Source organism: Synechococcus sp. MU1625 (assembly GCF_020514205.1).
Classification (GTDB): domain Bacteria; phylum Cyanobacteriota; class Cyanobacteriia; order PCC-6307; family Cyanobiaceae; genus Parasynechococcus.
Map to the genome: position 1 here is coordinate 303,199 of NZ_VTLA01000001.1, position 26,426 is coordinate 329,624.

Annotated in this window: 26 protein-coding genes; 12 read left to right on the forward strand and 14 right to left on the reverse strand. The window is 55.1% G+C overall.

From position 1 onward, the window contains the following. Positions 1–100: 100 nt before the first annotated feature. Positions 101–226 (forward strand): hypothetical protein, encoded by a 126-nt coding sequence (locus FZX13_RS12880; protein WP_255617907.1) that lies wholly within the window; start codon positions 101–103, stop codon positions 224–226. Positions 227–273: 47 nt separating this feature from the next. On the opposite strand, the gene FZX13_RS01820 is transcribed toward FZX13_RS12880, so the two are convergent. Then, entirely contained in the window at positions 274–378 is a 105-nt protein-coding gene (locus FZX13_RS01820; protein WP_226406728.1) for a DUF4278 domain-containing protein, read from the reverse strand. A 574-nt stretch (positions 379–952) separates the two neighbouring features. Here FZX13_RS01820 and FZX13_RS01825 point away from each other — a divergent pair. From FZX13_RS01825 to FZX13_RS01845, 5 genes are all read left to right on the forward strand, one after another. Next, on the forward strand, positions 953–1,144 hold the full coding sequence (locus FZX13_RS01825; protein WP_115023448.1) for a hypothetical protein: 192 nt from the start codon (positions 953–955) through the stop codon (positions 1,142–1,144). A gap of 100 nt (positions 1,145–1,244) precedes the next feature. Beyond that, entirely contained in the window at positions 1,245–1,571 is a 327-nt protein-coding gene (locus tag FZX13_RS01830; RefSeq protein WP_226406730.1) for a hypothetical protein, read from the forward strand. Between the two features lie 444 nt (positions 1,572–2,015). Then, entirely contained in the window at positions 2,016–2,168 is a 153-nt protein-coding gene (locus tag FZX13_RS01835) for a hypothetical protein (protein WP_226398500.1), read from the forward strand. Further along, positions 2,161–2,370: a hypothetical protein gene (locus FZX13_RS01840; RefSeq protein ID WP_226406732.1), complete on the forward strand. Its 210-nt coding sequence runs from the start codon at positions 2,161–2,163 to the stop codon at positions 2,368–2,370. Before FZX13_RS01835 ends, FZX13_RS01840 begins: the two co-directional genes overlap by 8 nt. A gap of 243 nt (positions 2,371–2,613) precedes the next feature. Then, entirely contained in the window at positions 2,614–4,248 is a 1,635-nt protein-coding gene (locus tag FZX13_RS01845) for an FAD-dependent oxidoreductase (RefSeq protein ID WP_226406734.1), read from the forward strand. A gap of 2 nt (positions 4,249–4,250) precedes the next feature. Here the strand turns inward: FZX13_RS01845 and FZX13_RS01850 are convergent, their stop codons facing one another. Further along, entirely contained in the window at positions 4,251–4,463 is a 213-nt protein-coding gene (locus FZX13_RS01850; protein ID WP_226406736.1) for a hypothetical protein, read from the reverse strand. 909 nt (positions 4,464–5,372) lie between these two features. On the opposite strand from FZX13_RS01850, the gene FZX13_RS01855 reads away from it, so the two are divergent. Both FZX13_RS01855 and FZX13_RS01860 read left to right on the forward strand, forming a co-directional pair. After that, positions 5,373–5,519: a hypothetical protein gene (locus tag FZX13_RS01855; protein WP_226406738.1), complete on the forward strand. Its 147-nt coding sequence runs from the start codon at positions 5,373–5,375 to the stop codon at positions 5,517–5,519. Between the two features lie 312 nt (positions 5,520–5,831). Then, positions 5,832–6,005: a hypothetical protein gene (locus FZX13_RS01860; RefSeq protein ID WP_226406740.1), complete on the forward strand. Its 174-nt coding sequence runs from the start codon at positions 5,832–5,834 to the stop codon at positions 6,003–6,005. Positions 6,006–6,312: 307 nt separating this feature from the next. On the opposite strand, the gene FZX13_RS01865 is transcribed toward FZX13_RS01860, so the two are convergent. Genes FZX13_RS01865 through FZX13_RS01875 form a run of 3 tightly spaced genes read right to left on the reverse strand, consistent with a single transcriptional unit; the run spans position 6,313 to position 10,057 of the window. Next, positions 6,313–7,806 (reverse strand): metallophosphoesterase, encoded by a 1,494-nt coding sequence (locus tag FZX13_RS01865; RefSeq protein WP_226406742.1) that lies wholly within the window; start codon positions 7,804–7,806, stop codon positions 6,313–6,315. A gap of 41 nt (positions 7,807–7,847) precedes the next feature. Beyond that, a complete protein-coding gene (locus tag FZX13_RS01870; protein WP_226406744.1) occupies positions 7,848–9,155 on the reverse strand; it encodes a YegS/Rv2252/BmrU family lipid kinase in 1,308 nt (435 codons plus the stop codon). A 50-nt stretch (positions 9,156–9,205) separates the two neighbouring features. Continuing rightward, complete coding sequence (locus FZX13_RS01875; RefSeq protein WP_226406746.1) at positions 9,206–10,057, reverse strand: phosphatase PAP2 family protein; 852 nt, start codon at positions 10,055–10,057, stop codon at positions 9,206–9,208. Between the two features lie 293 nt (positions 10,058–10,350). On the opposite strand from FZX13_RS01875, the gene FZX13_RS01880 reads away from it, so the two are divergent. Then, a complete protein-coding gene (locus tag FZX13_RS01880) occupies positions 10,351–11,448 on the forward strand; it encodes a DUF1214 domain-containing protein (protein ID WP_226406748.1) in 1,098 nt (365 codons plus the stop codon). Positions 11,449–11,745: 297 nt separating this feature from the next. Here the strand turns inward: FZX13_RS01880 and FZX13_RS01885 are convergent, their stop codons facing one another. Genes FZX13_RS01885 through phnC form a run of 6 tightly spaced genes read right to left on the reverse strand, consistent with a single transcriptional unit; the run spans position 11,746 to position 16,674 of the window. Then, on the reverse strand, positions 11,746–12,348 hold the full coding sequence (locus FZX13_RS01885) for an HD domain-containing protein (RefSeq protein ID WP_226406759.1): 603 nt from the start codon (positions 12,346–12,348) through the stop codon (positions 11,746–11,748). Next, positions 12,345–13,109, reverse strand: coding sequence for a phytanoyl-CoA dioxygenase family protein (locus FZX13_RS01890; protein ID WP_226406761.1), 765 nt, complete (start codon positions 13,107–13,109; stop codon positions 12,345–12,347). The genes FZX13_RS01885 and FZX13_RS01890 overlap by 4 nt, the downstream gene beginning before the upstream one ends. Further along, positions 13,106–14,107 carry a phosphonate dehydrogenase gene (locus FZX13_RS01895; RefSeq protein ID WP_226406763.1) on the reverse strand — a complete coding sequence of 334 codons (1,002 nt, stop codon included), beginning with the start codon at positions 14,105–14,107 and terminating at the stop codon, positions 13,106–13,108. The genes FZX13_RS01890 and FZX13_RS01895 overlap by 4 nt, the downstream gene beginning before the upstream one ends. Continuing rightward, positions 14,104–14,913 (reverse strand): phosphonate ABC transporter, permease protein PhnE, encoded by an 810-nt coding sequence (phnE, locus tag FZX13_RS01900; RefSeq protein ID WP_226406765.1) that lies wholly within the window; start codon positions 14,911–14,913, stop codon positions 14,104–14,106. The genes FZX13_RS01895 and phnE overlap by 4 nt, the downstream gene beginning before the upstream one ends. A 55-nt stretch (positions 14,914–14,968) precedes the next feature. Continuing rightward, a complete protein-coding gene (gene phnD, locus FZX13_RS01905; RefSeq protein ID WP_226406767.1) occupies positions 14,969–15,865 on the reverse strand; it encodes a phosphate/phosphite/phosphonate ABC transporter substrate-binding protein in 897 nt (298 codons plus the stop codon). A 44-nt stretch (positions 15,866–15,909) separates the two neighbouring features. Continuing rightward, positions 15,910–16,674 carry a phosphonate ABC transporter ATP-binding protein gene (gene phnC / locus FZX13_RS01910; protein ID WP_226406769.1) on the reverse strand — a complete coding sequence of 255 codons (765 nt, stop codon included), beginning with the start codon at positions 16,672–16,674 and terminating at the stop codon, positions 15,910–15,912. 225 nt (positions 16,675–16,899) lie between these two features. Here phnC and arsB point away from each other — a divergent pair, with 225 nt between their 5' ends. Continuing rightward, complete coding sequence (gene arsB, locus FZX13_RS01915; RefSeq protein WP_226406771.1) at positions 16,900–17,910, forward strand: ACR3 family arsenite efflux transporter; 1,011 nt, start codon at positions 16,900–16,902, stop codon at positions 17,908–17,910. A 13-nt stretch (positions 17,911–17,923) separates the two neighbouring features. Next, a complete protein-coding gene (chrA, locus tag FZX13_RS01920; protein WP_226408214.1) occupies positions 17,924–19,108 on the forward strand; it encodes a chromate efflux transporter in 1,185 nt (394 codons plus the stop codon). Positions 19,109–19,229: 121 nt separating this feature from the next. On the opposite strand, the gene FZX13_RS01925 is transcribed toward chrA, so the two are convergent. From FZX13_RS01925 to FZX13_RS01935, 3 genes are all read right to left on the reverse strand, one after another. Then, on the reverse strand, positions 19,230–22,661 hold the full coding sequence (locus tag FZX13_RS01925; protein ID WP_226406782.1) for a DEAD/DEAH box helicase family protein: 3,432 nt from the start codon (positions 22,659–22,661) through the stop codon (positions 19,230–19,232). A gap of 277 nt (positions 22,662–22,938) precedes the next feature. Then, positions 22,939–24,108, reverse strand: a complete 1,170-nt coding sequence (locus FZX13_RS01930) for a restriction endonuclease subunit S (protein ID WP_226406784.1) — start codon at positions 24,106–24,108, stop codon at positions 22,939–22,941. Beyond that, positions 24,105–25,973, reverse strand: coding sequence for a class I SAM-dependent DNA methyltransferase (locus tag FZX13_RS01935; RefSeq protein ID WP_226406786.1), 1,869 nt, complete (start codon positions 25,971–25,973; stop codon positions 24,105–24,107). Before FZX13_RS01935 ends, FZX13_RS01930 begins: the two co-directional genes overlap by 4 nt. Before the next feature lie 129 nt (positions 25,974–26,102). Between FZX13_RS01935 and FZX13_RS01940 the strand changes: the two genes are divergently transcribed. Then, entirely contained in the window at positions 26,103–26,408 is a 306-nt protein-coding gene (locus FZX13_RS01940) for a hypothetical protein (protein WP_226406788.1), read from the forward strand. Positions 26,409–26,426 lie beyond the last annotated feature (18 nt).

The window sequence follows — 26,426 nt, forward strand, 5'->3', positions numbered from 1 at the left end:
AACATCGTTCCAGCACGCCTTGACGAAACCAATGCTTAGCGATGGATCGCCACTTCTGAGCGGTCTTGTCCGATGATTGAGATGAAATTGGGGTGATTGCATGCCTGTGGAATTTGGGGTCGTCTGCATCGGTGCAGGCATCGCGATCGGTATCTCCTTGGGTGTGGCGGTTTGGTTTGAACGTTGGAAAGCCAAGCAGCCTGATCCCACGACGAAACAGCCATAAAAAAAGCCCCGCCTAGGCGGGACTTGAGCGAGCGTTTTGTGCTGTTGTCAGCGAGCGACTTTCTGACCGCGATAAACGAGAACAGAACGCTGGTTGCTGGACGCAGCAGCATTGTTCTTGATGTACTTCTGGCCGCGATAGGTCAGGGTCATGATGGGTTCCTCGAAGCAAGCTCAGGTCCCCGTTCCATGGCCTGAATCGAACTGCGCCTCGCCTAAGGCGGGGTGAACGTAGTTGCGTAGCTGTTGCTACATAACCTTTATAGAGGCGCTATCAACCCACGTGTCGTTCGTGCTGTTACACAGCTGCAATTTTGTTTAGCCCAGGCCTGAATACCCCCGCTTGGATGCATTCAAGCGGTTTTCATTCAATTGATTCCGCGCCCGTTTGGCGGTGTATGCACCGGGCGAGGTTTGAGTTGCGGCGTTTTTTGAGCCGCCTTGGTGATGGCCTGCAACAGAGTGGGGTAGGCAGTGGTTTGCGTCATCTCAGCGTTTCAGGAATTGATTTCATCTTGTCGCTGCTTGGAGTGACGGAATGATGGATCGGCTACCGATCTGGCGGTTCAAGCTCTGACGGTTTGTTCTGGACTCAAAGCTTCCATTAACTTGTTGTCATTGTGAACAGTTCGCACGCAATCAAGTGTTCTTTGATGCTTACTTAGTGTGAAGCTGCTAGCGCCTTAAGCCTCCGTTCGTACCGTGTAGGCACATTGTTTTAGATGTCATGAAAAGCTCTCAGAGCAAAGATGATTGGGTGAAGGCACAGCAACACAAGCTTCATAAGCCCATTGATGTGGACACATTGATGTGGGTGCGAAACCGCTTAATGCGCTTGGAAGTGGAGGCGCGTTGGGCCGACCGCATTTGTGTGTTTGAGGAGTTCTTTCCTAACGACGCGATCATTCCGCGCATTTGACCGAATTCTGTTGTTGACTTTTTTTGGCCAAAAGGGAGGTGTGGCAAAAACCTGCAGCAGTCATCATCTGGCCTGTGTATGGGATTAACAGGGCATATCGGTGTGTCTTGTTGACGCGGATCGCAACCGTCTCTTCCGCAACCGCCTCTCCGCCCGAGGAATTCTCCCGTTTGAGGTGGTTCCAGCCGAGGCTGCAGCGAAAGCCACGCGCCATGCCTACGTGATCATCACGGAGGGTCAAGTCAGAAGCCATGAAGATGAACTCAAAAATCTCTCTGCAGGTGCCGTCGAGTTCACGGTTGAACTCTCCTCAATGCTGGGGCAGATGGGCACCATGCATACCGCGTTGTTGGTGAAGGTGGATCGTCGTCAACAACGGCTTGCTCAGGATGCGAGCCAAATCTTGGATGGTTTTGGGTCGATGTGATGCAGGCAGAGATCCCCCTGTTGGCTGCGTTTGAAAAAGCAGAGGTGGAGGGTCGGCCTATGGCCAGGCGGCTGTTCAGATCCGTGAACGCTTGTATGGCGATCACCCACGGCGTCGGTTGCCGATCGAACAGACAGGCCAATCGGTTGCCGCAATCATTGCTCCAATTGGATGTTTGGTGATGGGCCGTAGTTCCTGGGTGAAAAATCCGACCCGTTGTTCAGCAGCTTCAACCTGGCAGTCCAATGATTTGTCTGCCTCTTCAGCGCAACCTGCGGTGAAGTCCTCCCGATCTGCTGCCGTGCTCAACGCGAGCTCCTCTGGTGAAAACGCATGATCGAAACCGTTGTGATGCTTGCGATCGGCTTGTCCATGGCCGGCGTTGTTCTGGGAACTCTCACCACTGACCAGTCGGTTTAAGTTCAGACGTCGTCGCTGCTTTTGATGCCAGGTCTTTTCGCCTTCATGCTCGGGCAGCTGGAGATCAGCAATCTCACCGCTGTCTTTCTGGCTTTGGTGGCGTTGGTGTTTGTGGGTAGCTTCGCTGTGGTGTCGTTGCAGACCGGCGAGCTGATCAAACCTCCTAAAAATGATTGAGTCGCTCTTGGTCAACGGTCAGCAGGTCCTGCTGAAGGTGCCCAGCGACCGTGTTGTTGCTGAGCGGGTGGTGCGTCACATTCAACGGCGTATTCATGAGGACGACTGGAGGCCCTACACCTGCAAAGCCGATGCACTGCGGGCATGGGTCCGCTTGGGAGGCATCCGAGTGCAGGTTCTGCACGCCTTGAAATTGGTCTGATGACGAGCTGAATTTCAGAACGATCCCAGCAACTGAGTCATCGCTGCCGCTGCACCGATCCCCCCGAAGAACAACACCATGGGAAGAAGAACAGGCCAGCGTGCGCTTGTGTCGGGATTCATCGGATGGTTTTGAACATTCGAGACAACGCTATTGAGCCGTTCTGCTCAGTGGCGATGGCGACCGTTGCCGGCCTCAGAGCTCCATGATGCGGAGACGGTTCATTCGATCTCTGAAGGTTCGATGCCTGAGCAATCCATGGTCACGCAGGCTGAGTCCTCCCATGTCGTGGTGATCGGTGCTGGCTGGGCGGGCTGGGGTGCTGCGAAAGCCCTCTGTGAAGCAGGCATGCGGGTCACCCTGATCGATGGGATGGCGGATCCAACAGGTCGTACGCCAACGCGCACCGCAACTGGCAACCCTTTTGAAGCCGGTACCCGTGGTTTCTGGAGGGATTACCCCAACATCAATGCGCTGACCCATGAGCTCGAGCTCGAGCATGTGTTTACCGACTTCACGACCAGTGCCTTCTGGTCTCCCGATGGTTTGGAGGCCACCGCACCGGTGTTTGGTGATGGGTTGCAGCTCCCCAGTCCTTTGGGGCAGGCCATGGCCACGGTTAAGAACTTCAAGCGCCTTCCAGTTGCCGATCGATTGAGTATCGCCGGGCTTCTGGTGGCGATGCTTGATCTCAATCGCAGTGAGGAAACATTCCGGCGTTATGACGCCATCGATGCGCTGACGCTGTTCCGCCAACTGAAGATCAGTGAGCGGATGATCAATGAGTTTTTGCGTCCGATTCTTCTGGTGGGGCTGTTCAAGCCACCCGAAGACTTATCCGCTGCCGTCACCATGGAGCTGCTCTATTACTACGCCTTGGCGCATCAGGACTCCTTCGATGTGCGCTGGATTCGTTCTGGGACCATCGCAGAGCGGTTGATCGCTCCATTGGCGGAACGCTTGCTTGACCGTTGTCAGCTCACAGTTCAGGCAGGCACGCTGGCAACTTGTCTCAATCTCGATCACCAGGCAGCCGCGATCCAGTCTGTGGAGGTCCGTTCGCCCGCAACGGGACGAACAAGTGTGATCGACGATGTCGATGCGGTTGTTCTGGCGGTGGGTTCCAAGGGCATGAATGCTCTGATGGAGCAGTCGCCTTGCTGTGCAGGAGCCCTACCGGAGCTGGTGGCTGCCGGCACATTGGGCGCGATTGATGTGGTGTCGGTGCGGTTGTGGCTGGATCGCTATGTCGCAGTCGACGATCCCGCCAATGTCTTCTCGCGCTTTGCGCCATTGCAGGGTTCGGGTGCCACCTTCTTCATGCTCGACCAGCTGCAGAAAGGGGATGAAACGGATCTCTGGGGCGGTCGCGCTCCTCAGGGGTCCGTCGTTGCCAGCGACTTCTATAACGCCACAGCGATTGCGGCTCTGAGTGATCAAGAGATCGTTGACACCCTGATGAAAGAGCTTCTGCCGCAGGCGGTGCCGGGTTTTCGGTTGGCGCGAGCACTGGAGTTTGAGGTGCGGCGTTACCCGGGTTCGGTGTCGTTGTTCTCACCTGGCAGTTTCAGCCAACGTCCGCCGCTGCAAACATCGCTGCCATCCGTGGTCTGCGCTGGCGACTGGGTGCGGATGGGAGAACGGGAGCACGGAGCCAAGGGACTGTGCCAGGAACGTGCCTATGTCTGCGGCCTTGAGGCAGCCAATGCCTTGATACGGAGTGGTGTGCTCAAAGGAATGGATCGCGCGACGAGTCGAGAGCATGAAGTGCTTCCGATTCGTCCCGAAGAGCCCCAAGTGCTGCTGGGGCGGGCGATGAACAAACTCGTGATGGATCCGTTGGAGGCTTTCGGCATCCGGTTGCCTTGGATGCCCTGAGCTCAGAAATTCAGCTGACCGGAGAGCCAAAGTTCCTGCCAAGACCCTTGGGCTGCAGCACTTAACGCCATGAAGATGGTCACGCTGATGCCGCCCAGGGTTAGACCCACCCCCATCATGATCAGGGCGGTTAGCCCTTCTGCCTGGGTGAGTGGTTGCTTGTCGAGAAAGCGACGCTTGGCCATGGCTGCGGATCCGATGTTCCCGTTCTGCATCGGCCTTCGGGGTCTTGGCAACTGGCCTTATCACTCATTTATGCAGAGTTGATGCAACACGCGATGGTTGGGGGCTGAGCGAGGAATCGCAGCGAGGCTTCGCTTTCAGATCTGCGCTTGACGTCGCCCCAGTGGGTTTCATCATGCAGCTATGACAGGTTTGATCTGTGGCATGACAGCCCTGTGGCTCCACTCTTGGTGGTGTTGCAGAACAACCAATTCGCCGGCGGTCAAACGAAGCTGGCCCTATCCGCGTTCTTGGAAAAACAGCTCTGATCTCTACGCAAGGCCCTGTCGTCGGCATCGCCATCTCAGAGCGCGCACCCAATTGACTGCCCGCAGTCGCCGCTTCGCCGCTGCACCCTGAAGCGATCGAAAGCCTCCGTTTTTTGCTTGGCTCCGCTTTGTTTCAAGTGAGCGATGAGAACCTCAGTTCAAAGACCTTGTTGGGCTCTTGTGAAGCATGGATTTTCACAGGCAACATTGCGGGTCGTTGTTGTTTCCATCGTGTCCAAGGTCGTTGGGATTGAGGAGCGACCTCGGGTTGGCGTGAGATCTGCACTGATGTCGCCTCTTTGATCTGGGCTTGCTGCTCCAGTTCGGCACTGAGGAAGAGTCCTGCAAGGGAAACCATCAGAATCGTCAGGATTGCTGCGAAGAGATACATGGTCGACCGAGCAATGGCTTGTTCCTGTTCCTTGCTCAGGTCGCTCATGGTCTCGGCCCAGATCTGACAGAGGTGTATCAGTCCAAACTCTTGGCTGCGATTACAGAGAATGTCGTTTTGTGTGGGGACCTGAAGTCGACGTCGTTCGTCGCAGAAGCTCTTAGGCCATTTCACCCTTAGTCACAGCCTTAGTAGCTTTCGTTACTAAAAATCGTTAAGATCTTCGGACTAGCGCTTACAGCTTGAACGGCAGCCAATCGATCGAAGTCATTAAGGAGAAGCGTCGTCAGCAGCTGATGGGTCTGTCGTTTGTGGCTGCAGCGGTTGGTGTACTGACGCTTTTGACGATGCGTCTTGGCTCCTGTTGTTCCTGGTTCGGCACGCACTGACCGCTATTGGCTTCGATTAGGGGGCTTCTGCTCGTCCCCTAGATCTGGTGTTTTTTGAGGGTAGGCCCGCCTCTGAGGGCTGATCACACTAGATGTGGTGTCTCCCGTCTTGCTTGTTGATGCAGGGCCGGTATCTTTCGAAAGTTCCCCATCACCTGGCTCCAGTCCGTTCGGCTGGGGCTTTTTTGTTGTCCAGCACAGAAAGCTGTAACCAGGCAAACCAATCTCCAATTTTCTTAAGTGACAAGGGTCGGGTTTGCCGGTTGCCACCAGGCTGGGTTCCTTAGCTTGTTGCTCCCTAGACAGCTCTTGATGTCCCCCGCAGAGCTATCGAGCATCAAATGGGAGCCGGATGGGGAGATGTCTGCCCAAGACACCTGGATCCTTGTGAAAAAGCTCACCAAGCTGGAGGAGCAAGACAAAGCATCCAGCCTGTTGCATTTGTCGTCGAAACACAGCCACTCCAAGCGATCCAACCGTCGCTGATCTGAATCCTGCTGATCAGCGCTGGGGTTTCTGGCAGCTGCTGCCACCTGGCTTTTACCTATAGAAATAGTTTTGAGGGGCTGGTCCCTGAGTTGTAGTTGTTCATCATTTTTTGTGCAATTGGGGTGAATGCTGAGCAAGTGCAGCGTGTCTCCAGAGCTTCTTGACGTTTTTTCGACATCCTCTTTATCTTCTATACAGCCCTCTGGTTACGGCATTCCTTATCAAGGAATATGAGCTGGCTTCAACATCACCGCGCAGCGCACGGAAGTGTTGAACCCTGTATGAGCTTTGTCTTGCTCATGATTTAGCCCCCCAGAGTGATTGGAGCAGGTTCTGCATCAACCCATCCCTTGTTAGTTCGGGACGACACCAACGGTGTTAAGGACATCCTGAGCGGCTTTCCCTCAGCAATGTCGATGCGCAGGCCGCTGTAGGCATCTCCTTCAGGAGTGCCATTCCAGTTCCGTCCGATGAAGAGGTTGTTGCTGGCGATCACGCTGCTGTTTCCTGCCTCGTCCTGTTCGATCAGCTCAGGCCCCTCGCGCCGTTGCATGCGGAGCCCATAGCCGCTTCCGCCGCAGATCACCCAGTTGATCTCGCGATCGGCGTGTCCGGTTTCATGGGTACGCAGCACCTCCATGCAGTGGGCATGCCCACTCAGAACAAGATCTACCAGAGGTGAATTGAGGGCGCCCCCAAGAGATGACGCAACCTCGTCGAAGACATCCCTGAGGTGGTTGCGAATCGCCTGCGTATCGGCCTGACTCCATTTGGTTTTTTCTGTGACATAAGCGGGGTGATGCATCGTCAAGATGCGTCCACGTGCGTCGGGATCACGATGGGATGCAATCAGCCCCTGCTTGAGCCAGGTCAGTTGCTCTTGATCAACGGATGCACTGGGCCTGAAATGGCGTTGAAGATCGAAGCATTCCTCCTGAAGCGTTTCAAGTTCATCGAGGAGCGCATCGCGATTCTCTTCACTGAGATTGCTATTCGCCAACTCTCTGTAGAGATTGGCCTGTTGTTGTTCAAGACTGCGTAGCTCTTGCCGACGCTTAACGCTGTTTGTTGACGGCTTGGCTGTTGTCAACAGTGTGTTCGAATCGATTGCAAAAACGTCAACACCCGAATGCCGGAAGCGGTAGTAGCGGTTGGGCAATCGAGTGTTGATCCCGGGTTGGTAGCGCAGGCATCGTTTTCCGTCCCACGAGACGTCGTAGTGCTTGTCAAGGTGATCGCCGAGATGGGTTAAGGGGATGTCGGCGAGAACATCAAGGAATGCGCGGGCATAGGTTTCACCCTGCCGTGAGCCGCGCCATCCGGCGTCGATGTCATGCATCCATTGCAGATGCCGCCGCAATGGCAGGGTGACACCTGCAAGCAATGCCACGGGAATGGAGAGGTCGTAGTAGTCGTGATTTCCCGGAACCGGAAGGAAGGGTTGGTTGAAGACAAGCCCCTCATGGCTGATGGTTTGCCAATCCTCACTGTGATGGAGCCACTCCCTGTAGGGCTTCAGAAAGTTGTCGCGGTACTGATCAGCAGCCCCCACCAGATACACCACATCTCCGGTGTGGAGCAGAAAGGCAGCGCCTTTTTTGTGGGGCAGAAGTCGTTCCGCAATTCGTCGGGGTGGGCTGTGCCACCGATGACGGCCAGTGCCACTGTCGCCAAGAACCAAGAAGTGAAAGGCATCGTGCGCTTCAGGGGTGCCATTGGCGTTGTTGATGACGAGTCGGGTTTGATCGATCCCGCGATGTATCAGCTCCGGATGCTGCCAGCGCACGCGCTTGCCCATCTGGCTGATCTTGCGTTGAAGGGGGGGATCGCTGGCGAAATTCAAAATTTCAGTGGGATGGGTGCCACTACTTGCAAGGCTTGAGGGTTCACGCTCACCGTGACGGTTTGTGCATCGAGCACTTCTCCATCAATCACCAGTTTCTGAACGTCGTTCAACTTGATTTGAATCTGCTTGGTTCGAAAACAGGCAATGTTGCTGTGGTTGGCGTTGCTGCTTTTGATGGCCGACCAGGCGAGGCTGGACAGCACCGAAAAACCACCAATGCGGTCTTTGGGAGTGGCCACAATCACTTCAAGAAGCCCATCATCGGGAATCACTTCTCCGAACCCCTGGGCCATCACCGAACTGGCTGGTGCGGCATTGGCCACGGTGATGGCGCTGGTATCCAGCTGGTATTCGTTGCCATCGATCTGCAGGGTGGCTTGGAATGGTTGTTGATCCACCAGCTGCCGGGCACCAGAAAAGATGTAGGCCATCGGGCCAAGGATGTTTTTCAGTTCACGGCTGGCTTTATCCACCATCCCCGCTTCAAAGCCAAGGCCAGCCAGCAGGATCATCGGCCGGTCGTTGCACAAGGCCACATCGACCCGTCGCAGATTGCCCAAAAGCAAATTGGTGCAGGCGGCCTTCACTCCTGTGGGGATGCCCAGGGCAACGGAAAAGGCGTTGGCTGTGCCACGGGGAATGATGCCTAGAGGAATATCACTGCCCTGCAGGGCACTGGCAACGGCGCCAACGGTGCCATCACCGCCCGAGGCAATGATGATCGATTCGCCATCTCCTTCGGCATCGAAGGCTTTGATCTCCTTGATCAACTCTTTAGCTTGCTCGGCAGGATCAAGATCCGGCTGGGTTTTCCAAACCTGCAGCATGAATTGTGGTTCGAGATGACTTCGAATCTCGGCCAGTTCTGCCTCAGGATCCCCTTGACCGGAGATTGGATTGAAAATCAAATAGCCCCGCCTGCTGCGTTTTATGCCTTGCAATAGGGCAGATGCCGTGGCTGGATTCAGTGCGATCGGTAAATCGCAGAGGAGGGCCGCTCGCACCAGTGGTTCAGCGAGCACATCCCTGCTCATTTGTTCAGGTGGAGCTGGGAAATGGACCAGGCCACTGATTTCTCCTTCGAGGACCTTGGCCGCCATGCTGATATCCCCACCGTCACGGATGGCACGACAGGGAATGATCGAAAGTCCACCTAATTCATGGCGCAGGGTGAGCTCCTCGATCACGTCTTCGGCGATGAGAAGAGAAAAACCTGAGAGCAGCTGGGTGTTATTGGTGATCCAGGTCCCCATGGCGGGGCAAACATCTGGATCGGCATTCAAGACAATGGTGGAGGGCATGGCTCAGCCTTGGAGATGTTGTCTGCCGTTTGTTTCTTCTTTTTGGTTGGTTAGGGCTGTAATGCCAATTGCTCCCGCGTGCAGCTGATCGAGTTCGCAATGTTGTTGGTGGCTTGCTGCGCCTTTACTTCTTTGCGTGCTGCCCGCAGATCAGCACGGAACACGGGGTTGGCATGCAGTTGTGCCACCGTTGCTGCGCCAATGAGCTGCCCCGCTTGAACATCGCTGTGCCAGTGCACGTTGCAGATGTTTCGGCTCCTTCCGTAGTCCATTCCCCGTTGCAGGATCTGATCCTGTTGGTTGGGGGCAATCTCACTGAGGATCAGAGACCAGGCCCAGCCCACGGAGGTGTGTCCAGATGGATAGGAGCCGTCGGTTCGCAGAGAACTCTCATCATCAGGGGTGCAGATCGACTCCCCATTGCTCATGAACGGCCTTGATCGCTGGTAGTGGTTCTTGGCTTTGTAAGACGCCAATCCCGCATCGGTGAGTGATCGGCGCAGGAGCGTGTAAAGCCTTGGTGTGCGTTCTTCGGAAATTTCGATGCCCAAACTGCAGGAAAAAATCGATGCGGCGGCAGGGAAGTGAAGATCGGCATCTGTCGCTGCTTGGCTCCAGCGTGCAGTGCCTTCATGAGAAAAATTGGCCTTGGCAATCTCTTCATCGAGTTCCTGTGCTGCTGATCCAGGTACCGGTGGAGGAGCAAGCAGTTTGAGGGAGTCGGGGAGGGTCTCCGGATCGAGGTAGCCCTGCAGAAGCCCGTGTTTCAATTCCTTCAGATCACTGGGTGATCCGACGTTGGATTCGCAGTAGGTGGGTTGTGCCGCGTGAGCAGGGAGTCCTGTAATGGCACCAACTCCGGAGAGAGTTAACACCAAAAGAGCCAGTTCAATTCGACGCATCTGGTAGGGGCCTGTCGTCTTCAGAATTAGCTGCTTCGTTGGACCACAACAACCAGAACGTCTAGATGTCGTTCGAATTGGCTCAGCTCATCTCGATTGGTATCTCACTGGCCTCTAGATGCCTGATAGCAAGCCATGGCAACGTTTTGAGCGACATGGGACATTCCAGAATCACTCATAGGAATCACAAAGTTAAAGAAATTATGGCTTCAGGAAATCGGCTCTATATGTACCAAGTAGGGCGGCGAGTGATCAGACTTATTCCTACGCTGCTAAAAGCATTTCGATGACGCATGGCCCGTTTTCTACCTCTGGCACTCCTGATTCCACTTAGCGCTTTCGGCTTTAAGGCTTTAGCCAACACTCATCATCACGCTTCAGTGGATTCAGCTAGCTATTTAAACAAGTCCGAGCACGTTCAGCAGAGCAATATCATTGCGAGTACTAAAGATGGCGATAGAACTGTTCAATCAAGACCTATTGTCGTTACTGAAGGCAATTTCCCTCAGGCGTATAGCAATTTACGGTTTGATGCAATTATCAAACAGGCAGGTGGAATTAATAAATTCTTAGAAATGCCAGTTGCTTCGAGCGACCCTGCAAAGCAGTTCGTTGTTCGAATGAACCGAGATACATTTTATGCCACATCGATCTTCGATATGACGGGTGGAATTTATGTAACCATCCCTGAGACCGATAAATACGTATCGATTCAGGTGGTAGATGAGAACCATGAAACTCAACCCATGATTTATGGACCTGGTAGGCACAGGCTTACTGCCAAGACAACACATGCTTTTGTTATTGTTAGGAGTCTAGATGACAATGCACGTCGGAATCTCGTTGCAGAAGCTAGTAGTGCCCAGCCATTCAGCGTCAAGAGCTGGGATGATGAATCATTTGAAAAAGTTGCTGCAGCTGGAAACGAAATCTTCTCTAAGGGGTACGACCAGTCCAAGGCTTATAGCAACGAAGAAAGTGGGCAAACACCTTTTATGAATTACGTCGGTGCTGCAGGGGGATGGGGTGGAGCGATGGTTCAAGACAACATTTATCAAACGAGTCAATATATGAGTTCTGATGGTTGCTATGAAATGACATTTCTTGATCCGCAGGCAAGAGATTTTTGGTCTGCAACTGTCTACAATGGTGACGGGTACCTCTTCAACGATGTTGGGAATATCTCAAGCAATATGAATCCTATCCAGAACAAGGATGGTACCTACACAGTTCGATTTGGATGTGATGGCCAGCCCAATAATCTTCCTATTCGAGAAGGGAATAAAACGGATAAATTTAATATCGTTATTAGGCATTATGGGCCAAGCGAAATGGTCAAAATGGGCAAAGAAGGTTACAATCCCACGCTTGAAATTGATAAAATCAAGTAACTCATGCTGGAGCCAGTTGTTTCCCTGTAGGTCGGTTCTTTTTGGCAAAGTGGTGTCTTGCTATTCCCTGGCCTGATCGACTCCCCTGCAGAATCACTGCATTGATGGGAAGCATGGTGGCTGGAGCTGGTGTAAATCCTGCTGATCAGCGCTGGGGTTTCTTGCCGCTGCTGCCACTTAGCTATCAGTTCCGGTAATAGGCCTGAGGTTCTTGTCCTTGAGTTGTCCCTGGAATTTTGTGCAACTGGGATCAATGGTGTGCAACTCCCAGGCAGCTGACTTCGCTTGAATCCTGCTCTACAGGAGATGGTCCAAGACCACCTGCCGGTAGGCATCCAATTCGGGCACTTCAACCCCATGAACCTTGGCCCGGTCGTCCCAGCGCCGCAGTGCCATGGCATCGTTCATCCCCTCCAATTCCAAGAGACGCATCGCTTCTGAACGGCTCAGTTCTCCACCCTGCACAGCGAAACTGCGTTTCGATGCATCCGATAGCCCCGCGTAATACGTCTCATCCAAAGAGCAAAGCAGCCGTTTGGCTGAGACATGCCGCTGTACGGGGGCAACGACCTTCGCAGGGAAGAACACCGAGAGTGCTCGTGCTGCAACGGCCTCATGGGCACAGTCTTGATCGAGGAAATCTCCCCGTTCATCGTGTTCATCGATCATCAGATGGCCGATGTCATGAAGCAGTGATGCCACCACCATGTGGGGCTGGTGCGATTCCTGATGCGCCAAACGCGCTGTCTGTAGAGCATGCTCCAGCTGCGTCACCGATGGGTCATAGCTGGATTGCCCGTGGGTGTTCAGATAGGCGAAGAGCAGATCAACGCGCTCTTCGCGACTCCCCGCTTGCATGGATTTCATCCACTCCATGGCGTGGTCGGCCAGTGCAGTCATGAGACGTCCTCCCCGAGAAAGTGGTTGATCAAGCTGACGCGCCCTTCAGCCAGCGCCTGCTTTTTGTGGTCGTAGTACTCCGATCTCAAATCGCCTTCGGAGCTGGCGTTGTAGGTGACGTACAGCGCGCGGCGTGAACGATCGGAGCGGTTGGTGCCGCTGCGGTGCGGTGAAAAGGAGTTGAAGAACACAGCGTCGCCAGCAGCCACAGGCATCGGCGTCCATTCGAGTTGGGATGCTTTCTCAATCGGTAGACATCCATCGGCATTCACGTCGATCACCCCGTTGTGATGGGCCCCCTTGGCGAATTCCAAGCAACCATTGCTGGTATCAGCTGAATCCAAGGCCAGCAGCATCGTGATGTGCAGGGAGCCATACGGATAGGCCGGTGCATCTTGATGGGGGGCATACCCGGCTGCACCGGGATGCTTGTAGTTGATCTTTTCCTTGAACAGCACCGGTGGCTCGCCAAACAATGCTTCGAGCACGTCGTGCACTCGGCCTTGGGTTAGGAACTGATGCAGGGGAGGGTGATCCTTGGCGAAGTCTTCGGTTCGCGCTTTAACCCGGCCATGGGCTGTTCTTTCGAAGTAGTGGCGCCCCAAGGTTGACGCGTTGGAGATGTCGTCAACCCAAGCCAACAGCTCGGCCATGGCTTCGCTTGCCACCAAGCCATGCACATGAACGACACCGTCTTGCTGATGAAGCCCTTTGAATTGAAGGAGATCCTTCGGATCCCAGTGCGTTGTGATGTTGGTCATCTGATCGGCAACAGGGTGGTCTGAACAAGTGCCTTGAGATTGCGGGCCGCCGTCATGGCGATGTCGTCGCGGATCGATTGGACGGCCGAACCGATGTGCGGCGTGAGCACGGTGTGATCGCGTTGATCGAGCAAGGCCTGGGGAATGGAATTGGGGTGGTCCTGTCGGGCCCAGTCCTCCATCTCAAAAACATCTGCTCCGTAGCCCCCCAGCTGGCCCGATTGCAGTGCCTGCACAACAGCCTGTTCATCCACCACCGAGCCGCGGCATGGATTGATTAGCACCGCTCCCGGCTTGCAACGGGCCAAAACATCCGCATTGATCAGATGCAGCGTGTCGTTTGTGAGCGGCACCATCAGCACCAGGTGATCACTGTGTTCAATTACGTCGTTGAACTCCACATGCTGCAGTTCAAGACGTTGCTCAGATTGGCGATCAAGACGAATGGGATCGCTGTAGAGGATCGTTGCGCCGAAGCCCCGCATGCGCTCGGCGAATTCAAGGCCGAGTTGCCCCATTCCCACGATGCCAACTGTGCTGTTAATCACTCCTTTGGAGTAGAAGTTCGGCCGCCATCCAGGGAACTGACCTGTGCGCACAAAGGCGTCCCCTGCCGGGATGGATCGCGCCAGGCTGATCAGCATCGCAACGGTTAGTTCTGCCGTTGGTGCCGCCAACAAATTGGGGATGAATTGATAGCGAATCTCCCGTGCATCGCAGGCGGAGAGATCGAAGTTGTCGAAACCACGCAGGGCTCCGGCAATCGAGCGCAGCCGCGGGCAGTGATCAAGAAAGTCGGCATCGACGCAATCCGGCATGAACATCAGCAGGCCGTCGGCGTCCGCTGCTGCCTCCAGCAAAGATCGACGGCTCCAGGGTTCCCGGCTGCGATTGGCGGTGACCCGTGCGAATTGGGAGAGGAAGTCAATGACCTCCTCTTGCACATAGTTCGTGACCACCAGATGGGGCCGGTGTTGATGGCTCACGAGGGTTGTCATTGCACCATCCAATGCCGGAGGGCATTGCTCATCGAATCGAGCGCCGTGACCACCACGAGCACCACCAACAGCAGGGCCAAGACCTGTTGGTACTCCATGATCCGCAGAGCACTGATGATTTCCAAGCCAATGCCGCCGGCACCCACGGCGCCCACCACCATCGAGGCTCGAAAGTTGTATTCCCAGCGGTAGAACGTGACATCCGCCATGGCTGGGAACACCTGGGGAAGGATGCTGTGAACGATCACTTGCATTTCAGATGCCCCCGATGAGCGGGCGGCTTCGATCGGTTCTTGATCACACAGCTCGATCGCCTCGGCGTAGAACTTGCCGAGCATGCCAACGGAGTGAAGACCGAGGGCCAGCGTTCCGGGCAGGGCTCCGAAGCCCACGGCGGCCACAAGAATCATGCCGAGAATTAGCTCGGGAACGGCTCGGGTCACGTTGAGTATTGCGGTGGCCATGACGTACAAGCCACGGCTGGGGCTGGTGTTTCTTGCTGCGAAGAAACAGAGCAACATTGAGAAGAACACAGCGATTGAGGTGCCCGCGATGCTCATGGCCATCGAGTCGATCAAGGGCTTGATCCAGAACGGCCACCGAGCGAAATCCGGTGGGAACATTTCAGGCAGCAAGTTCAAAATCGCCGGCACCCCGGTGGCGATTCGATTCGGATCAAACAGGCCCACAACGGACAGGGAACCAACCACCGCCGTGAGAATCACCAGAACACGGAGGAATTGCTGCCGCCATCGCAGCTCATGGCGCCGAAGAATGGCGCGATAGGAATCAACGGAAGCGCTCATAACGGGAGATAAAAAATGTCCCGATGGTGTTAACCATCGGGACGGAGGTACCTGTTCAGTTGACGAACTTGCCGAGGTCGAGGCCCAGAAGATCACCCGCCTTGCGGATGCCGTCATAGTCCTGATCGGTAATCACGGCGAATCCATCGGCCTTGAAGGGCTTCAGGACGCTGTCGTCGTTCAGCTCAATGAAGGTGGTGCTGATGGTCTCCTTCAGTTCGGGCTTCAACGACGAGCGCATCGTCCAGGGGTACTGCGGGATCGGTGCTGATTTGGCGATCAACGTCACTTTCGTGTCGTCGATTTTGCCCTTCTCCTTCATCGACTCAAAAATCGGGCAGGCCATCCCACCGGCTTGAGCATTACCGTTCTGAACCGCCAAGGCCACAGCGTCATGTGCCCCGAGGAACACCCCCTCGTAGTCCTCACCCTTGGTGAGGCCATTTTCTTTGAGGGTCAGTTCCGGGAACATGCGACTGGAGGTTGAAGCTGGGTCTCCAAAGGCAAAGGTTTTGCCTTTGATCGCTTCAAAGTCGGTCACCCCGGCTTCGGTGTTGCCGATCAGACACGAGTTGTAGGTCTTGGTGCCACCTTTGATCCGTGCGGCGAACGGTTCGATCTCGCTCTTGGTTTTGGCCAAGACGTACGACAGCGGTCCGAAATAGGCCAGGTCGAGGCGATCGTTGCGGGCCGCCTCGATCATCGAGGAGTAATCGGTGGTGACCACCAGTTCGATCTCCTTACCGAGTTTCTGATTGAGGAAATCCTTGAGCCCCTGATTGTCCTGAATCACCGTTGCGGCATTTTCATCCGGAATCAGGGCAACAATCAGCTTGTCGGGATCACTGGTGTCCGCAGACTTACCAGTCGTTATTTGGCTGGAGCAACCAACCAGGAAAATCGCAGCAGAGGAGAAAGCGACGGCTGTAAAACGCGCAGCTTGGGACAACATGGTGAAGAAATGAAGAGCAAGCCTGAACTCGAGACGGCGGTTTTTTAGGTGACCGCTGCCTCGAGCTTGTGGCGATACAGGGCGTGAATGTCGCTGTCCTCAAGGGTCAAGGAGTGTTGGTCACAGATGATGTGACCAGCTGCCATGCCAATGATTCGATCGGCAAACTGACGCGCGAATTCCACTTGGTGAAGACTCACCAGAACAGCAATCCGATCGCGTTGGCAGATGTCCTTCAACAGCGAAAGAATCTGCAGCGAACTCTCTGGATCCAAGCTGGCGATCGGCTCATCCGCGAGGATGAGGCGTGGTTCCTGCACAAGGGCCCGAGCGATTCCAACGCGCTGCTGCTGGCCACCACTGAGGTCTTTGACGCGGGCCAGTGCCTTGTCGATCAGGCCAACGCGTTCAATGGCTGAAAGGGCTTTTTGACGATCGCTCTCCGGTAGTGGAAGCAGTGAACGCAGGAAGGAGTGGTACCCCAATCGCCCCATCAGCACGTTGTCCAGTACTGATAAGCGGTCAATCAGCTGATGCTGCTGGAACACCATCGCCGTATCCCGCCGGTGGGCGCGGAGCTGCCGTTTGGAGCATGAGCTGACTTCTCCGTGGTGCCGCGAATGAATGCTTCCTGCACACGGTTGAACCAGTCCATTCAAAGAGCGAAGCAGTGTTGATTTGCCGGCCCCGGATGAACCCAGGAGAACTACAAATTCTCCATCCTGGATTGAAAAGTTGATATCTTGAACTGCATAATTGCCATCTCCAAAAGACACTGATAGCTGCTTAATATTTAACAGGTCTTTCATGCACCTTCTCTGTCGAGCTCGATATCTGGAAATTTAACCTTCTCCCGGCGTTGTTGGTTAACGAGTGAATAAGGATTGATTGCGACCTACTTATCAGCGCTCAAATAATAAATCTTTTGGCCTGATCTTATCGCTTTCATAACCTTCGGCTTCTTTTGCTGCGTTGCTTTTGAGCGGGGACTTCGTCGCTATAGGCTCATTTCATCAAGATCCCTTGATGGATTAATGGGCCTTTTTGAGCGCTACCTCTCTCTCTGGATCGCCCTGGCGATCGTGGCTGGGGTTGGTCTTGGAGCGTTATTCCCCGATCTGGCGGGTGGAATAGCGGCGTTGGAGGTCGTGGGGATCAATCTGCCAATCGCGGTGCTGATCTGGGGAATGATTTTTCCAATGATGTTGGCGGTCGATTTTTCCTCCATCGGAGCGATTCGCCAGCAGCCACGGGGGCTTTTGGTGACGGCTGTCGTGAACTGGCTGATCAAGCCGCTCACCATGACAGCCCTTGCCTGGCTGTTCATCCGTGGTGTGTTTTCCGCCTGGATCCCGGCAGCTGTTGGCCAGGAGTATGTGGCCGGGATGATTCTTCTCGGGGTCGCGCCTTGTACGGCGATGGTGTTTGTGTGGAGTCGCCTCAGCGATGGCGATCCCAATTACACCCTGGTGCAGGTCGCGCTGAACGACGTGATCATGGTGTTTGCTTTCGCGCCGATTGCGGCGCTTCTGCTGGGGGTCTCGGATGTGCTGGTGCCTTGGAACACGATGCTCACAGCAGTGGGTTTGTTCGTCGTGGTTCCCCTGGTGGCCGGGTGGTTGACGCGGGTGAGTTTGCGAAGTTCTCGCCGAATTGAGCGGTTCGAGACGCGGCTCAAGCCCTTAGCGATTGGCGCCTTGATCGCCACCGTGTTGCTGCTGTTCATGGTCCAGGCCCAGGCGATCCTTGCCAATCCGCTGGCCATCGTCTTGATCGCCATTCCCCTGATCCTCCAGACCTATCTGATCTTCTGGATCACAGCGTTTTGGATGCGCTCAGCAGGCCAGCCGCGATCGATTGCGGCACCCGGGGCCATGATCGGCGCGTCCAACTTTTTTGAGTTGGCAGTTGCGGTGGCAATCAGCCTGTTCGGTCTGAACTCCGGGGCTGCCTTGGCCACGGTTGTTGGCGTGCTGGTGGAGGTTCCGGTGATGCTCTCCCTGGTGGCGATTGCCAATCGGAACCGACGCTTGTTCCCTGCCTGAGATGGGCAGCGTGATGCCCAGGCCGCTGCAGGTTTTTGTTCAGTTCTTCGTGTTGGGGCTGACGTCCTTCGGTGGTCCCGTGGCGCACCTCGGTTATTTCCACGAGCGTTTTGTGCAGCGGGAGCGTTGGATCACCGCTGAGGCCTACGCCGATCTGGTTGGGCTCTGCCAGCTGTTGCCAGGCCCTTCAAGTTCCCAGGTGGGCATGGGTCTGGGGCTGATCCGGGCCGGTTGGCTTGGCGGGCTGGCCGCCTGGGCAGGGTTCACCTTGCCTTCCGCTGTGTTGATGGTGCTGGCGGCGTCGCTGCTCTCAGCCCATCCCACCTGGATGGACGGGGGCTGGGTGCATGGCTTGATGGTGGCGGCTGTGGCCGTGGTGGCCCAAGCCGTTCTGGGTCTGCAGCGCAAGCTGGCTCCCGATCGGCAGCGGGCCAGCCTGATGGTGGGGGCAGCCGTGCTGGTGCTGTTGGTGCCTCGTGTCTGGGCTCAGCTGTTGGCCTTACTGCTCGGTGGGTTGGTGGGGTTGTGTGCTCTGACGCCACCTGAGCTGGAGCCATTGGCGCCTGAAAGTCTCATGGTTCCGCTGCGGCGCTCTGTGGCGCTGGGCTTGCTTGTCTGTGCAGCTCTGCTGTTGGTGGCTCTGCCCTGGCTGTCCGCTGAGGCCAGGCCGCTGCTGGTGCAGCAGCTCAGTGGATTCCTGCGCACGGGTGCCTTGGTGTTCGGCGGTGGCCATGTGGTGCTTCCCCTGTTGGAGCAAGCGCTGGTGCCCAACGGTTGGATTGACCTGCAGCAGTTTCTGGCGGGGTACGGCGCCGCCCAGGCGGTGCCGGGGCCGATGTTCAGTTTCGCGGCCTTTCTTGGCTTCGATCTGCAGCCAGGGCTTCAGGGCATTGCCGGTGCTGCGTCCGCGCTCATCGCTCTCTTTTTTCCTTCGTTCTTGTTGATTGGCGGGCTCTTGCCCTTCTGGAGTGACTTGGGCCGTTTGGCTCCGATGCGTCGAGCTCTGCTGGGCATCAATGCATCGGTGGTGGGCATCCTGCTGGCGGCCTTGTTTCAACCCGTCTGGCAGACGGGAATCCGCGGCGGAGCTGAGTTCAGCCTGGCCTTGGTGGCGTTTGTGCTGTTGGTGAGCTGGCGGCAACCGGCGTGGCGGGTTGTCCTGTTTTGCGCCGCGGTGGGTGGTTTGACCCTGGCCTGATCGATTCCTCTGCAGAATCACTGCATTGATGGGGAGCGTGGTGGCTGGAGCTGGTGTGAATCCTGCTGATCAGCGCTGGGGTTTCTGGCTTACACAGCCACTTTGCATTCGTTGTAATTGCCTAAGCCGCCATGGCTGGTCGAGCGCGTTCCTGAATCAGAGCAAGCAAGTCAAAGATTTGGCCTGATTCATCTGCCGAGAAGAGATCTTCCGGGCCGGTTGGGGCGAGGTCGCTGAAGGGCGGGTCGTAAAGCCTTGCAGGATCCATAACCCCTTTATTGGTGAGTTCATCGATGACCGCATTGATGAATCGAATTTGGGTTGCTGTGTGGGTTCCTTCCGCGAGGTAGTTGGAGAACAGTTCCTTGGCTGCGTTGCGATCGAGGCCAACGAGGGATCGCACAAACAGCCCAAACCCATTCCATTCCTCTTTGGCTCGAGCGATGACGCGATCGTCACCAATGCCATGGCTCAGGAGAAATTGCTCGAGTTCTTGCAGATCGCTAGCTGTCAACGGCTGATTGCGCCTCAGCCGTTGCATGCTCAGATGGTCCTGATGCGTTTTAAGGAACTCCTGGGCGCGGAGACGGAATTGCGTGAACTCGTCATTGCTGAGTAGCCCTGCTGCATCAAGTTCTTTGATTCCCACCAATTCGTCGCTGAAGTCGCTGTAAAGCGGCTCCTGTGATTGCCGTTCAATTAGGCCGATCAGGCCGCGTAATTTCCGGCGCACGTTTTCCAGCATGGGGATGCTGACGTCTTGCCACCACTCATCGCGCAGTAGGTCTTGGATCAGCTCGAGTTCGGCGGCCACCATTGGGATGGTGTGCCGCTCCTCCAGCAAGCCAGCGAGCTCACGCACTTGGCCCTGGAGCTTTGCTGCCCGAGGCTCACTGCGCATCTGAGCTAGCTGCAGGTTGTAAAGCAGCAGATCAAAACGCCTGGCTGTGGCATCGGAATCGCCGGTTTGCTCCCCATGGGCCGATGGCAATGGAGCCAGTGTGTGAGCTAGAAGATCGTGATCTTCTGGAGTGAGCTGCTCCCAGGCTGATGGACTACTGAAGCGACCCACCTCCTCGAGGTGAGGCCGCACGAGGAAGTTATCGGCAGGGCAAGCGGCGACGGTCGTTCGCAATAGCTCCGTTAATGAGCGGCGATGACTTTGGATCTCTTCCGCTGGTACCTCTCCGCTTTTGTGTTGCTGATCAATCGCATCGACTAAGGCCAGGCGTGCCCGAAATAGTCGCGTCGCCAGAGTGGCAGCGGGTGTTGCTCCATCAGCCCCCCGGTTGCCGAGGAAATATTCAAGGTTCTGGCAAAAGTCAAAGATCCAGAAGCATTGCTTGTCTTGTCCTGGGCCAAAGAGGTCTGGACATAAGCGAGTGCCTCGGCCCACCATCTGCCAAAACTTGGTGCGTGAGCGGACGGGTTTAAAAAACACCAGATTGACAATCTCTGGAATGTCGATGCCGGTATCGAGCATGTCGACCGAGATTGCGATCATTAGTTCGCTTGATGGCTGGGCGAACTCGTCAATCAGGCTTTGGGCGTAAGAGGTTTGGTTGTCGATCACGCGGGCTGCTTTGCCCGCGAGGTGGGGATAGTTGTGATCGAAGCGTTCCTGGATGAACTGCGCATGCTTGTGGTTCCTCGCAAAGATCACGGTCTTGCCAACGCCGTCGCCATTGGCGCTGGTGCAGCCCTGGGTCATCAGCACTTTGAGGCCTTGGTCCACTGTGTCGGCGTTGAACAGCCAGCTGTTCAGTGCCCCTGAATCAACCTGGCCTGTCTGCTGAACCGTTTCATCCCAGTCGAGGATGTCCCATTGGGCCTGCTCTTCTTCGCTGAGGTCGTTGTATCGGATCCCCTCTCTTGGAAATCTCATCGAGACAGAGATGGGCTTGAACGGCACTAAGAAGCCATCAGCAATGGCTTGATCAAGGCCGTACTCATCGGTTGGCATCCCGATGTCGAGCTCGAAGAGTTGGTAGGTGTTGCGGTCGATCTCATCGCGCGGGGTGGCCGTGAGCCCTGTCAGGAGTGAGTCGAAATAATTGAAGATCGCGCCATATTTTTGATACACGCTGCGGTGTGCCTCATCGATGATCACCAGATCAAAGTGGCCAACCCCAAAGCGCTTCACGCCTTGGCCATCTTCCGCATCGATGAGTTTCATCATCGTGGGGTAGGTCGAGAGGAACACCCGACCTTCGCCGCCTTTGTTGGTGACGAGATTCACCGGTGAGCAATCAGGGAGGAAGGAACGGAATGCACGTTCGGCTTGAAGCACCAGCGCCGTGCGATCCGCCAGGAACAAAATTCGCTTTACCCAGTTGCAGCGAATCAGTAATTCACTTAGGGCAATGGCCGTTCTCGTTTTGCCGGTGCCTGTTGCCTTGACCAGCAGCACCTTGCGGCGGCCGTGTTCGAGCGATTCCCCAATGGCTCGAATCGCACGCTGCTGGTAGTAACGCCCAGCGATATCGCTGGAGATCTTGGCGTCGTTGAGTGCTTGGCGCGTTTCACGGCGTCGGATCAGGGTGATCAGTTCGGCTTTTTTGTAGAAGCCCTGAACATCCCTAGGCGGGTATCGCTTGTCATCCCAAATGCGGTGGCGGTAGCCGTTGGAGAGAAAAATCAGCGGCCGTTGGCCATAGCGCTGCTCAAGGCAGTTGGCGTACAGCTCAGCTTGGCGTTGGCCAACCATGGGATCTTTGCTGGTGCGCTTGGCTTCCACAACAGCGAGTGGCTTGCCGTCGTCTCCCCAAAGCACGTAATCGACATAGCCCGTACCCGTTTCATTGGGCATGCCTTGGACTTCCTCCTCGAGGGTGCAGCTGCTGCCCAAGCTCCAGCCGGCCTCTTCCAAGTAGACATCGATGTAGCCCTTGCGGGTCTCCCATTCGGGCAGGTCAGGATCGGGTTTGGCGGCTGCTTGATTGGCCTTGCGCAGGGCTGTGATTTCAGCGCGTAATTGCTCCAGCTCTTCTTGAGACGTGGCAGAGGCCTGGCGTTGTTGGCGCAGTTCCTCATCACGCTTGGCGAGCTGTTCAGCCAAGACCTCCAGCTGTTCTCGGCTTTGGCTTTGTTGCGCTGAAGCTTTTTCTTCGCTGGGTAATTGCGCTGGATCAAAGCGTTGGCCGCGCAGCTGCTGCGGGTTGCGGCCATAGGTGAGCACCAGCCAGCGCAAGACCCGGAACAGTTCACCAGCGGCAAGAACCGCATCCCCTTTGCGGATCGGTTCAATGCGATGGACGGCCTTGTTGCCAAGGTCTTTGATCAGGCGTAGTCGGCGGATTTCATCACCGGCAAGCTCACGAAAGTCGTTGGCATAAATCAGATCAGCTAGGGAGCCATTGCCATAGGGGCGCCTCAGCTGGCTGTCGTTGTCATAGACCCACTCCACCAGCAACTCGATCGTGCGGCGCGCGTAAAAGCAGGCGGTTCGTGGATCGCGTAGCGCACACTCCTCAACCCGGACGGCCTCAGCGTGGAGTTCAGGCCATTGCTGGGCGATGAGCGCGTATTGGGATGGGGAGGAGCCTGTCGTCATGGCGATCAGTTCGACTCTTCGTCGATATTGAACTGTTGTTCGAGCCATTGCCGAACAAGTACTAGGGCACAGGGCACCTCATCCATAGTGGCAACGCCGTGCTTCTGGTCTCCATTTCCCTTATGCCAAATGCCCAAGGGGGTAGGGCATAAGTGATGTGAGTAAGCCCATAGTTGTTGGCATTCCTTCAGCGTCCAGGAACAGGTGCGCTGATAAATCGGAATGATGAACTGGGAGACATTGCCCAGGGCTTGTAAGAGTTTGGCTTCTGTCGCTTTCATGTTTGAGTATTTGGGCTGAACGCTGATGCGGTCAATGATGCAAGAGCTTCATTGATTTTGTTGGATTGGAGAGAATGAGCATCAAGTATTTTTTCTGCAGCGCTAATTTTTTTCATGACCTTCAGTTGATCATCAAGGGATAATTTTGGGATTGAGAACTTTCTTATTTGCTCAAAATTAAGGCCTGGTTTCGTTTGGCCATACTGGGACTTCTTGATTTGGATTTGTCCTCCATCTTGCATGCTCAAGAAAAACGAAACGAATGAAGGAATAGCCTTTTCTCTGTCAAGTCTGATAATCGCTACGTGTTGGCTAATAAACGATCCGGCGTCCTCTGAGGTGGCGTATGCAACGCGGCCGATGCGCGATCCAGTAATGGTTAGAAGAACGTCGCCTTCATGAATGCAAGTTCTCTTCGCCTCAGCATTATTTGGAGGTTGTACGTATTGAGCATCATTTTGAATGATTTTGTTTTCTCGAATATCTCCCGAGCGAATGAATTTGGATCCTTTTTCGGAGTAGTAGCGTGACCATCCTCTGCCGCCACTTGTTATAAAGGTCAAGTAATCACTTAGTGGTGAGTATGATTCACTTGATTTGTTGGTGATTTCATCTCGAAAAATGGCCTGCTTCAGCAAAACAAGATTGCTCATGCTTCTTTTTTGAAGCTGGGAAATTTGCGTTGTCTTGTCTAAAATTTTCGCAATTCTCTGCTGCTCCTCCATGGGTGGGAGGGGTATTTCAATAGAACCCAAGCGGCCAAGGTAAACTCCTGCCTGCGAAGACTGATTAGAATTTCGGTAGAGCTCTGACTGGAAAAACTGTGAGTGAAAAAGGTGAAGTAAGTATCGTGAATCTAAGTCTTTTGGTTTTGGTCGAATTACTGCAACACTTCTCTGGAATACAGCGGGCTTGTTCTTTGAAATGACCGCTGCGCGGCCTATTGATCCGACAATTGTAAGAAGGACATCTCCAATAGTAATGTCCAGTCTTTTCTTAAACGCTTGATACTCATCTTCGCTCGTGTATCTTGAGGTTGAGTATGTAAGGGTGCCGCCTGTCACGTTTTGAGCACTTAGTACTGGTATGCCTTTTTCTGTTCTCTCTGGAGATCCATGAGTTCCGTCAGTAATGAACTCTGAAACTTCACTCAAACAGGCTTTCATTGCAGCATCCCCTCCAGCTCTTCAATTTCTTTCAGGATTTCTTTCTCGATAGTTATTAGTTCCGCAAGAATCTCTAGCGGTGGCCGGTGTTTTTCTTCTTCGTAAACGATCTCTTTGTAGCGATTGAGGCTGAGGTCATAACCTTCGTTCGCGATTTCAGCCTTGGGCACGCAGAAGCTCTGGGCGGTGCGTTCGCGCTCGCACTCTGAATCCTTGCGCTGCCGCCAGCGCGCCAAGCAATCAGGCAGGTTGTTCTTCTCATGTTCGTCTTCGGCTAGGCCCTCCTTCGGTGAAGGTCCGAGCTTCTCCAAAGCAAGTAGCGGATTGCGTTTGTCATCGAGGCTCCAGCCATCAGCAGCCAAGTCATAGAACCAAACCTGATCGGTGCCGCCCCGCCCGGTTTTGGTGAACAGCAGGATTGCGGTACTCACACCTGCATAAGGCTTGAAAACTCCGCTGGGTAATGAAACAACACCTTCAAGGAAGTGGTCTTCTACCAAGCTGCGGCGCAGTTCTTTGTGAGCCTTGCTGGAGCCAAACAGTACGCCATCCGGAACAATCACCGCAGCGCGGCCGCCTGGTTTAAGGATTCTCAGGAAAAGAGCGTTGAATAAGAGCTCTGTTTTTCCCTTCGGATTCTTTCCGCTTTTGCTGCAGAACTTGCGCAAGTCGTTGGCAAGACTCGCCATGTCCAATGAGCCTTTAAAAGGGGGGTTAGCCAGTAATAACGAATATTTATCTGTGTCTTTTGGTGCATCTTCTGATAGTGAATCTCTGTAGCTCACGTCAGGGTTCTCAACCCCATGCAGTTGCATGTTCATCGCGCCGATGCGCAGCATCGTGCTGTCGAAATCAAAGCCATGGAACAAACCATGGTTGAAATGCTGTCGCAGCTCAGGATCAATAAGGATTTCCGGGTGGTGCTCGCGTAGGTATTCGCCCACAGCAACGGTGAATCCGCAGGTTCCACAGGCCGGGTCCACCATCACGTCCTTTGGTGTTGGTTCAGTCATTGCCACCATCAGCTCGATGATGTGGCGTGGCGTTCGGAACTGGCCATTGGTGCCAGCAGTCGCCAGCTTGCCGAGCATGTACTCGTAGATGTCTCCTTTGGTGTCGCGGTCTTCCATCGGAACCGCATCAAGTAGATCAACAACCTTGGTGAGTAGGCCTGCTGTGGGGATGGTGAAGCGCGCGTCTTTCATGTGGGTTGCGTAAGCCGATTCGTCGCCACCCATCTCCCTCAGGAACTTGAAGACCCTTTCGCTGACAACGGTGAACATCTCATTGGTGTCACCCAGTTCTTTGAATCGGCTCCATCGCAGTTCAGACCATGGCCGTCCTTGGTCATCTGTCCCTTCTGGGAAGATGCGCCGCCGCATGGGTTGACCAGATCGTTGGCTGCGCCGTTCCTCCAGCGTTTCCAGGTCATCTAGGCGGCGGATGAATAGCAGGTAAGTGAGCTGCTCCAGCACTTCGAGCGGGTTGGCAATGCCGCCACTCCAGAAGGCATCCCATATCCGGTCGATTTGGTTTCGCAGTTCGCCCGTGAGCACAGAAGCCGCTGTGGTGCCAGGAGCAATTCCGCTTTGTGGCGAAGCGGCTGAGTTTTTCCTTTTTGGTGCAGCTTCAGCTCGTGGTGGTGGATTGATGCCAGGTGCCTTCAGGCCACCACCGGGGCCCATTGCAGCTTCGGCTGCTTCCATGGCAATAACGCGTGATTTCAGCTCCTTCAGCTCCGCTTCGCTAATGGAGTCGCCAGCTTCCTTCTCCAGCGCCACTTTGATCTCAGCGTTGCTGATTCGGCTGCCATCCTCTGGGATCAGAGCAATCAGGGTGTCGGTGAGTTCGGTGCTGGTTTTCATCAGTTCAAGAGGGCCTTTATGGCCGTTAGCTCAATTGTTGTCTTGAATAAATGCCTTTGCATCCCCCATTGGAGGGATGGCTGCGATGGACTTGCCGCCGAAGCTCAGGTCAGCTCCCCTGGATTGGGCATGCCACTGCACTTGATCCCGAACGAGCAGTTGGTGCTGAAACTCATCCCTGATCCGGAGGCAGAGCTGTGGGGTTGGGAACGCTTTGCGCACACCATCAACGGCTACGAGGTGATGGGTGGGTTTGAGCCCTGTGCCGAACTGGCGAACCGGGGAACGCCGAAAACTCTCACCGAGCTGCGCTGTTGTTTGTTCTTCGAGGCACGCCGTGAACGCCACAGCGGTGGGATGTCCACCAATGAGGATTGGATCCGTGAGCTGCTGCGGGCCATTCGCCGGAAGGTGGAAGCCTGCGAGTTGGATTGAGCAAGGGCATGCGCCTGA

Excerpts from the sequence above, each read along its gene's own strand:
- FZX13_RS12880 (WP_255617907.1), top strand. The coding sequence starts at position 101 with ATGCCTGTGGAATTTGGGGTCGTCTGCATCGGTGCAGGCATCGCGATC.
- FZX13_RS01820 (WP_226406728.1), bottom strand. The coding sequence starts at position 378 with ATGACCCTGACCTATCGCGGCCAGAAGTACATCAAGAACAATGCTGCT.
- FZX13_RS01825 (WP_115023448.1), top strand. The coding sequence starts at position 953 with ATGAAAAGCTCTCAGAGCAAAGATGATTGGGTGAAGGCACAGCAACAC.
- FZX13_RS01835 (WP_226398500.1), top strand. The coding sequence starts at position 2,016 with ATGCCAGGTCTTTTCGCCTTCATGCTCGGGCAGCTGGAGATCAGCAAT.
- FZX13_RS01840 (WP_226406732.1), top strand. The coding sequence starts at position 2,161 with ATGATTGAGTCGCTCTTGGTCAACGGTCAGCAGGTCCTGCTGAAGGTG.
- FZX13_RS01845 (WP_226406734.1), top strand. The coding sequence starts at position 2,614 with ATGCCTGAGCAATCCATGGTCACGCAGGCTGAGTCCTCCCATGTCGTG.
- FZX13_RS01850 (WP_226406736.1), bottom strand. The coding sequence starts at position 4,463 with ATGCAGAACGGGAACATCGGATCCGCAGCCATGGCCAAGCGTCGCTTT.
- FZX13_RS01860 (WP_226406740.1), top strand. The coding sequence starts at position 5,832 with ATGTCCCCCGCAGAGCTATCGAGCATCAAATGGGAGCCGGATGGGGAG.
- FZX13_RS01865 (WP_226406742.1), bottom strand. The coding sequence starts at position 7,806 with ATGGGCAAGCGCGTGCGCTGGCAGCATCCGGAGCTGATACATCGCGGG.
- FZX13_RS01870 (WP_226406744.1), bottom strand. The coding sequence starts at position 9,155 with ATGCCCTCCACCATTGTCTTGAATGCCGATCCAGATGTTTGCCCCGCC.
- FZX13_RS01875 (WP_226406746.1), bottom strand. The coding sequence starts at position 10,057 with ATGCGTCGAATTGAACTGGCTCTTTTGGTGTTAACTCTCTCCGGAGTT.
- FZX13_RS01880 (WP_226406748.1), top strand. The coding sequence starts at position 10,351 with ATGGCCCGTTTTCTACCTCTGGCACTCCTGATTCCACTTAGCGCTTTC.
- FZX13_RS01885 (WP_226406759.1), bottom strand. The coding sequence starts at position 12,348 with ATGACTGCACTGGCCGACCACGCCATGGAGTGGATGAAATCCATGCAA.
- FZX13_RS01890 (WP_226406761.1), bottom strand. The coding sequence starts at position 13,109 with ATGACCAACATCACAACGCACTGGGATCCGAAGGATCTCCTTCAATTC.
- FZX13_RS01895 (WP_226406763.1), bottom strand. The coding sequence starts at position 14,107 with ATGACAACCCTCGTGAGCCATCAACACCGGCCCCATCTGGTGGTCACG.
- phnE (WP_226406765.1), bottom strand. The coding sequence starts at position 14,913 with ATGAGCGCTTCCGTTGATTCCTATCGCGCCATTCTTCGGCGCCATGAG.
- phnD (WP_226406767.1), bottom strand. The coding sequence starts at position 15,865 with ATGTTGTCCCAAGCTGCGCGTTTTACAGCCGTCGCTTTCTCCTCTGCT.
- phnC (WP_226406769.1), bottom strand. The coding sequence starts at position 16,674 with ATGAAAGACCTGTTAAATATTAAGCAGCTATCAGTGTCTTTTGGAGAT.
- arsB (WP_226406771.1), top strand. The coding sequence starts at position 16,900 with ATGGGCCTTTTTGAGCGCTACCTCTCTCTCTGGATCGCCCTGGCGATC.
- chrA (WP_226408214.1), top strand. The coding sequence starts at position 17,924 with ATGCCCAGGCCGCTGCAGGTTTTTGTTCAGTTCTTCGTGTTGGGGCTG.
- FZX13_RS01925 (WP_226406782.1), bottom strand. The coding sequence starts at position 22,661 with ATGACGACAGGCTCCTCCCCATCCCAATACGCGCTCATCGCCCAGCAA.
- FZX13_RS01930 (WP_226406784.1), bottom strand. The coding sequence starts at position 24,108 with ATGAAAGCCTGTTTGAGTGAAGTTTCAGAGTTCATTACTGACGGAACT.
- FZX13_RS01935 (WP_226406786.1), bottom strand. The coding sequence starts at position 25,973 with ATGAAAACCAGCACCGAACTCACCGACACCCTGATTGCTCTGATCCCA.
- FZX13_RS01940 (WP_226406788.1), top strand. The coding sequence starts at position 26,103 with ATGCCACTGCACTTGATCCCGAACGAGCAGTTGGTGCTGAAACTCATC.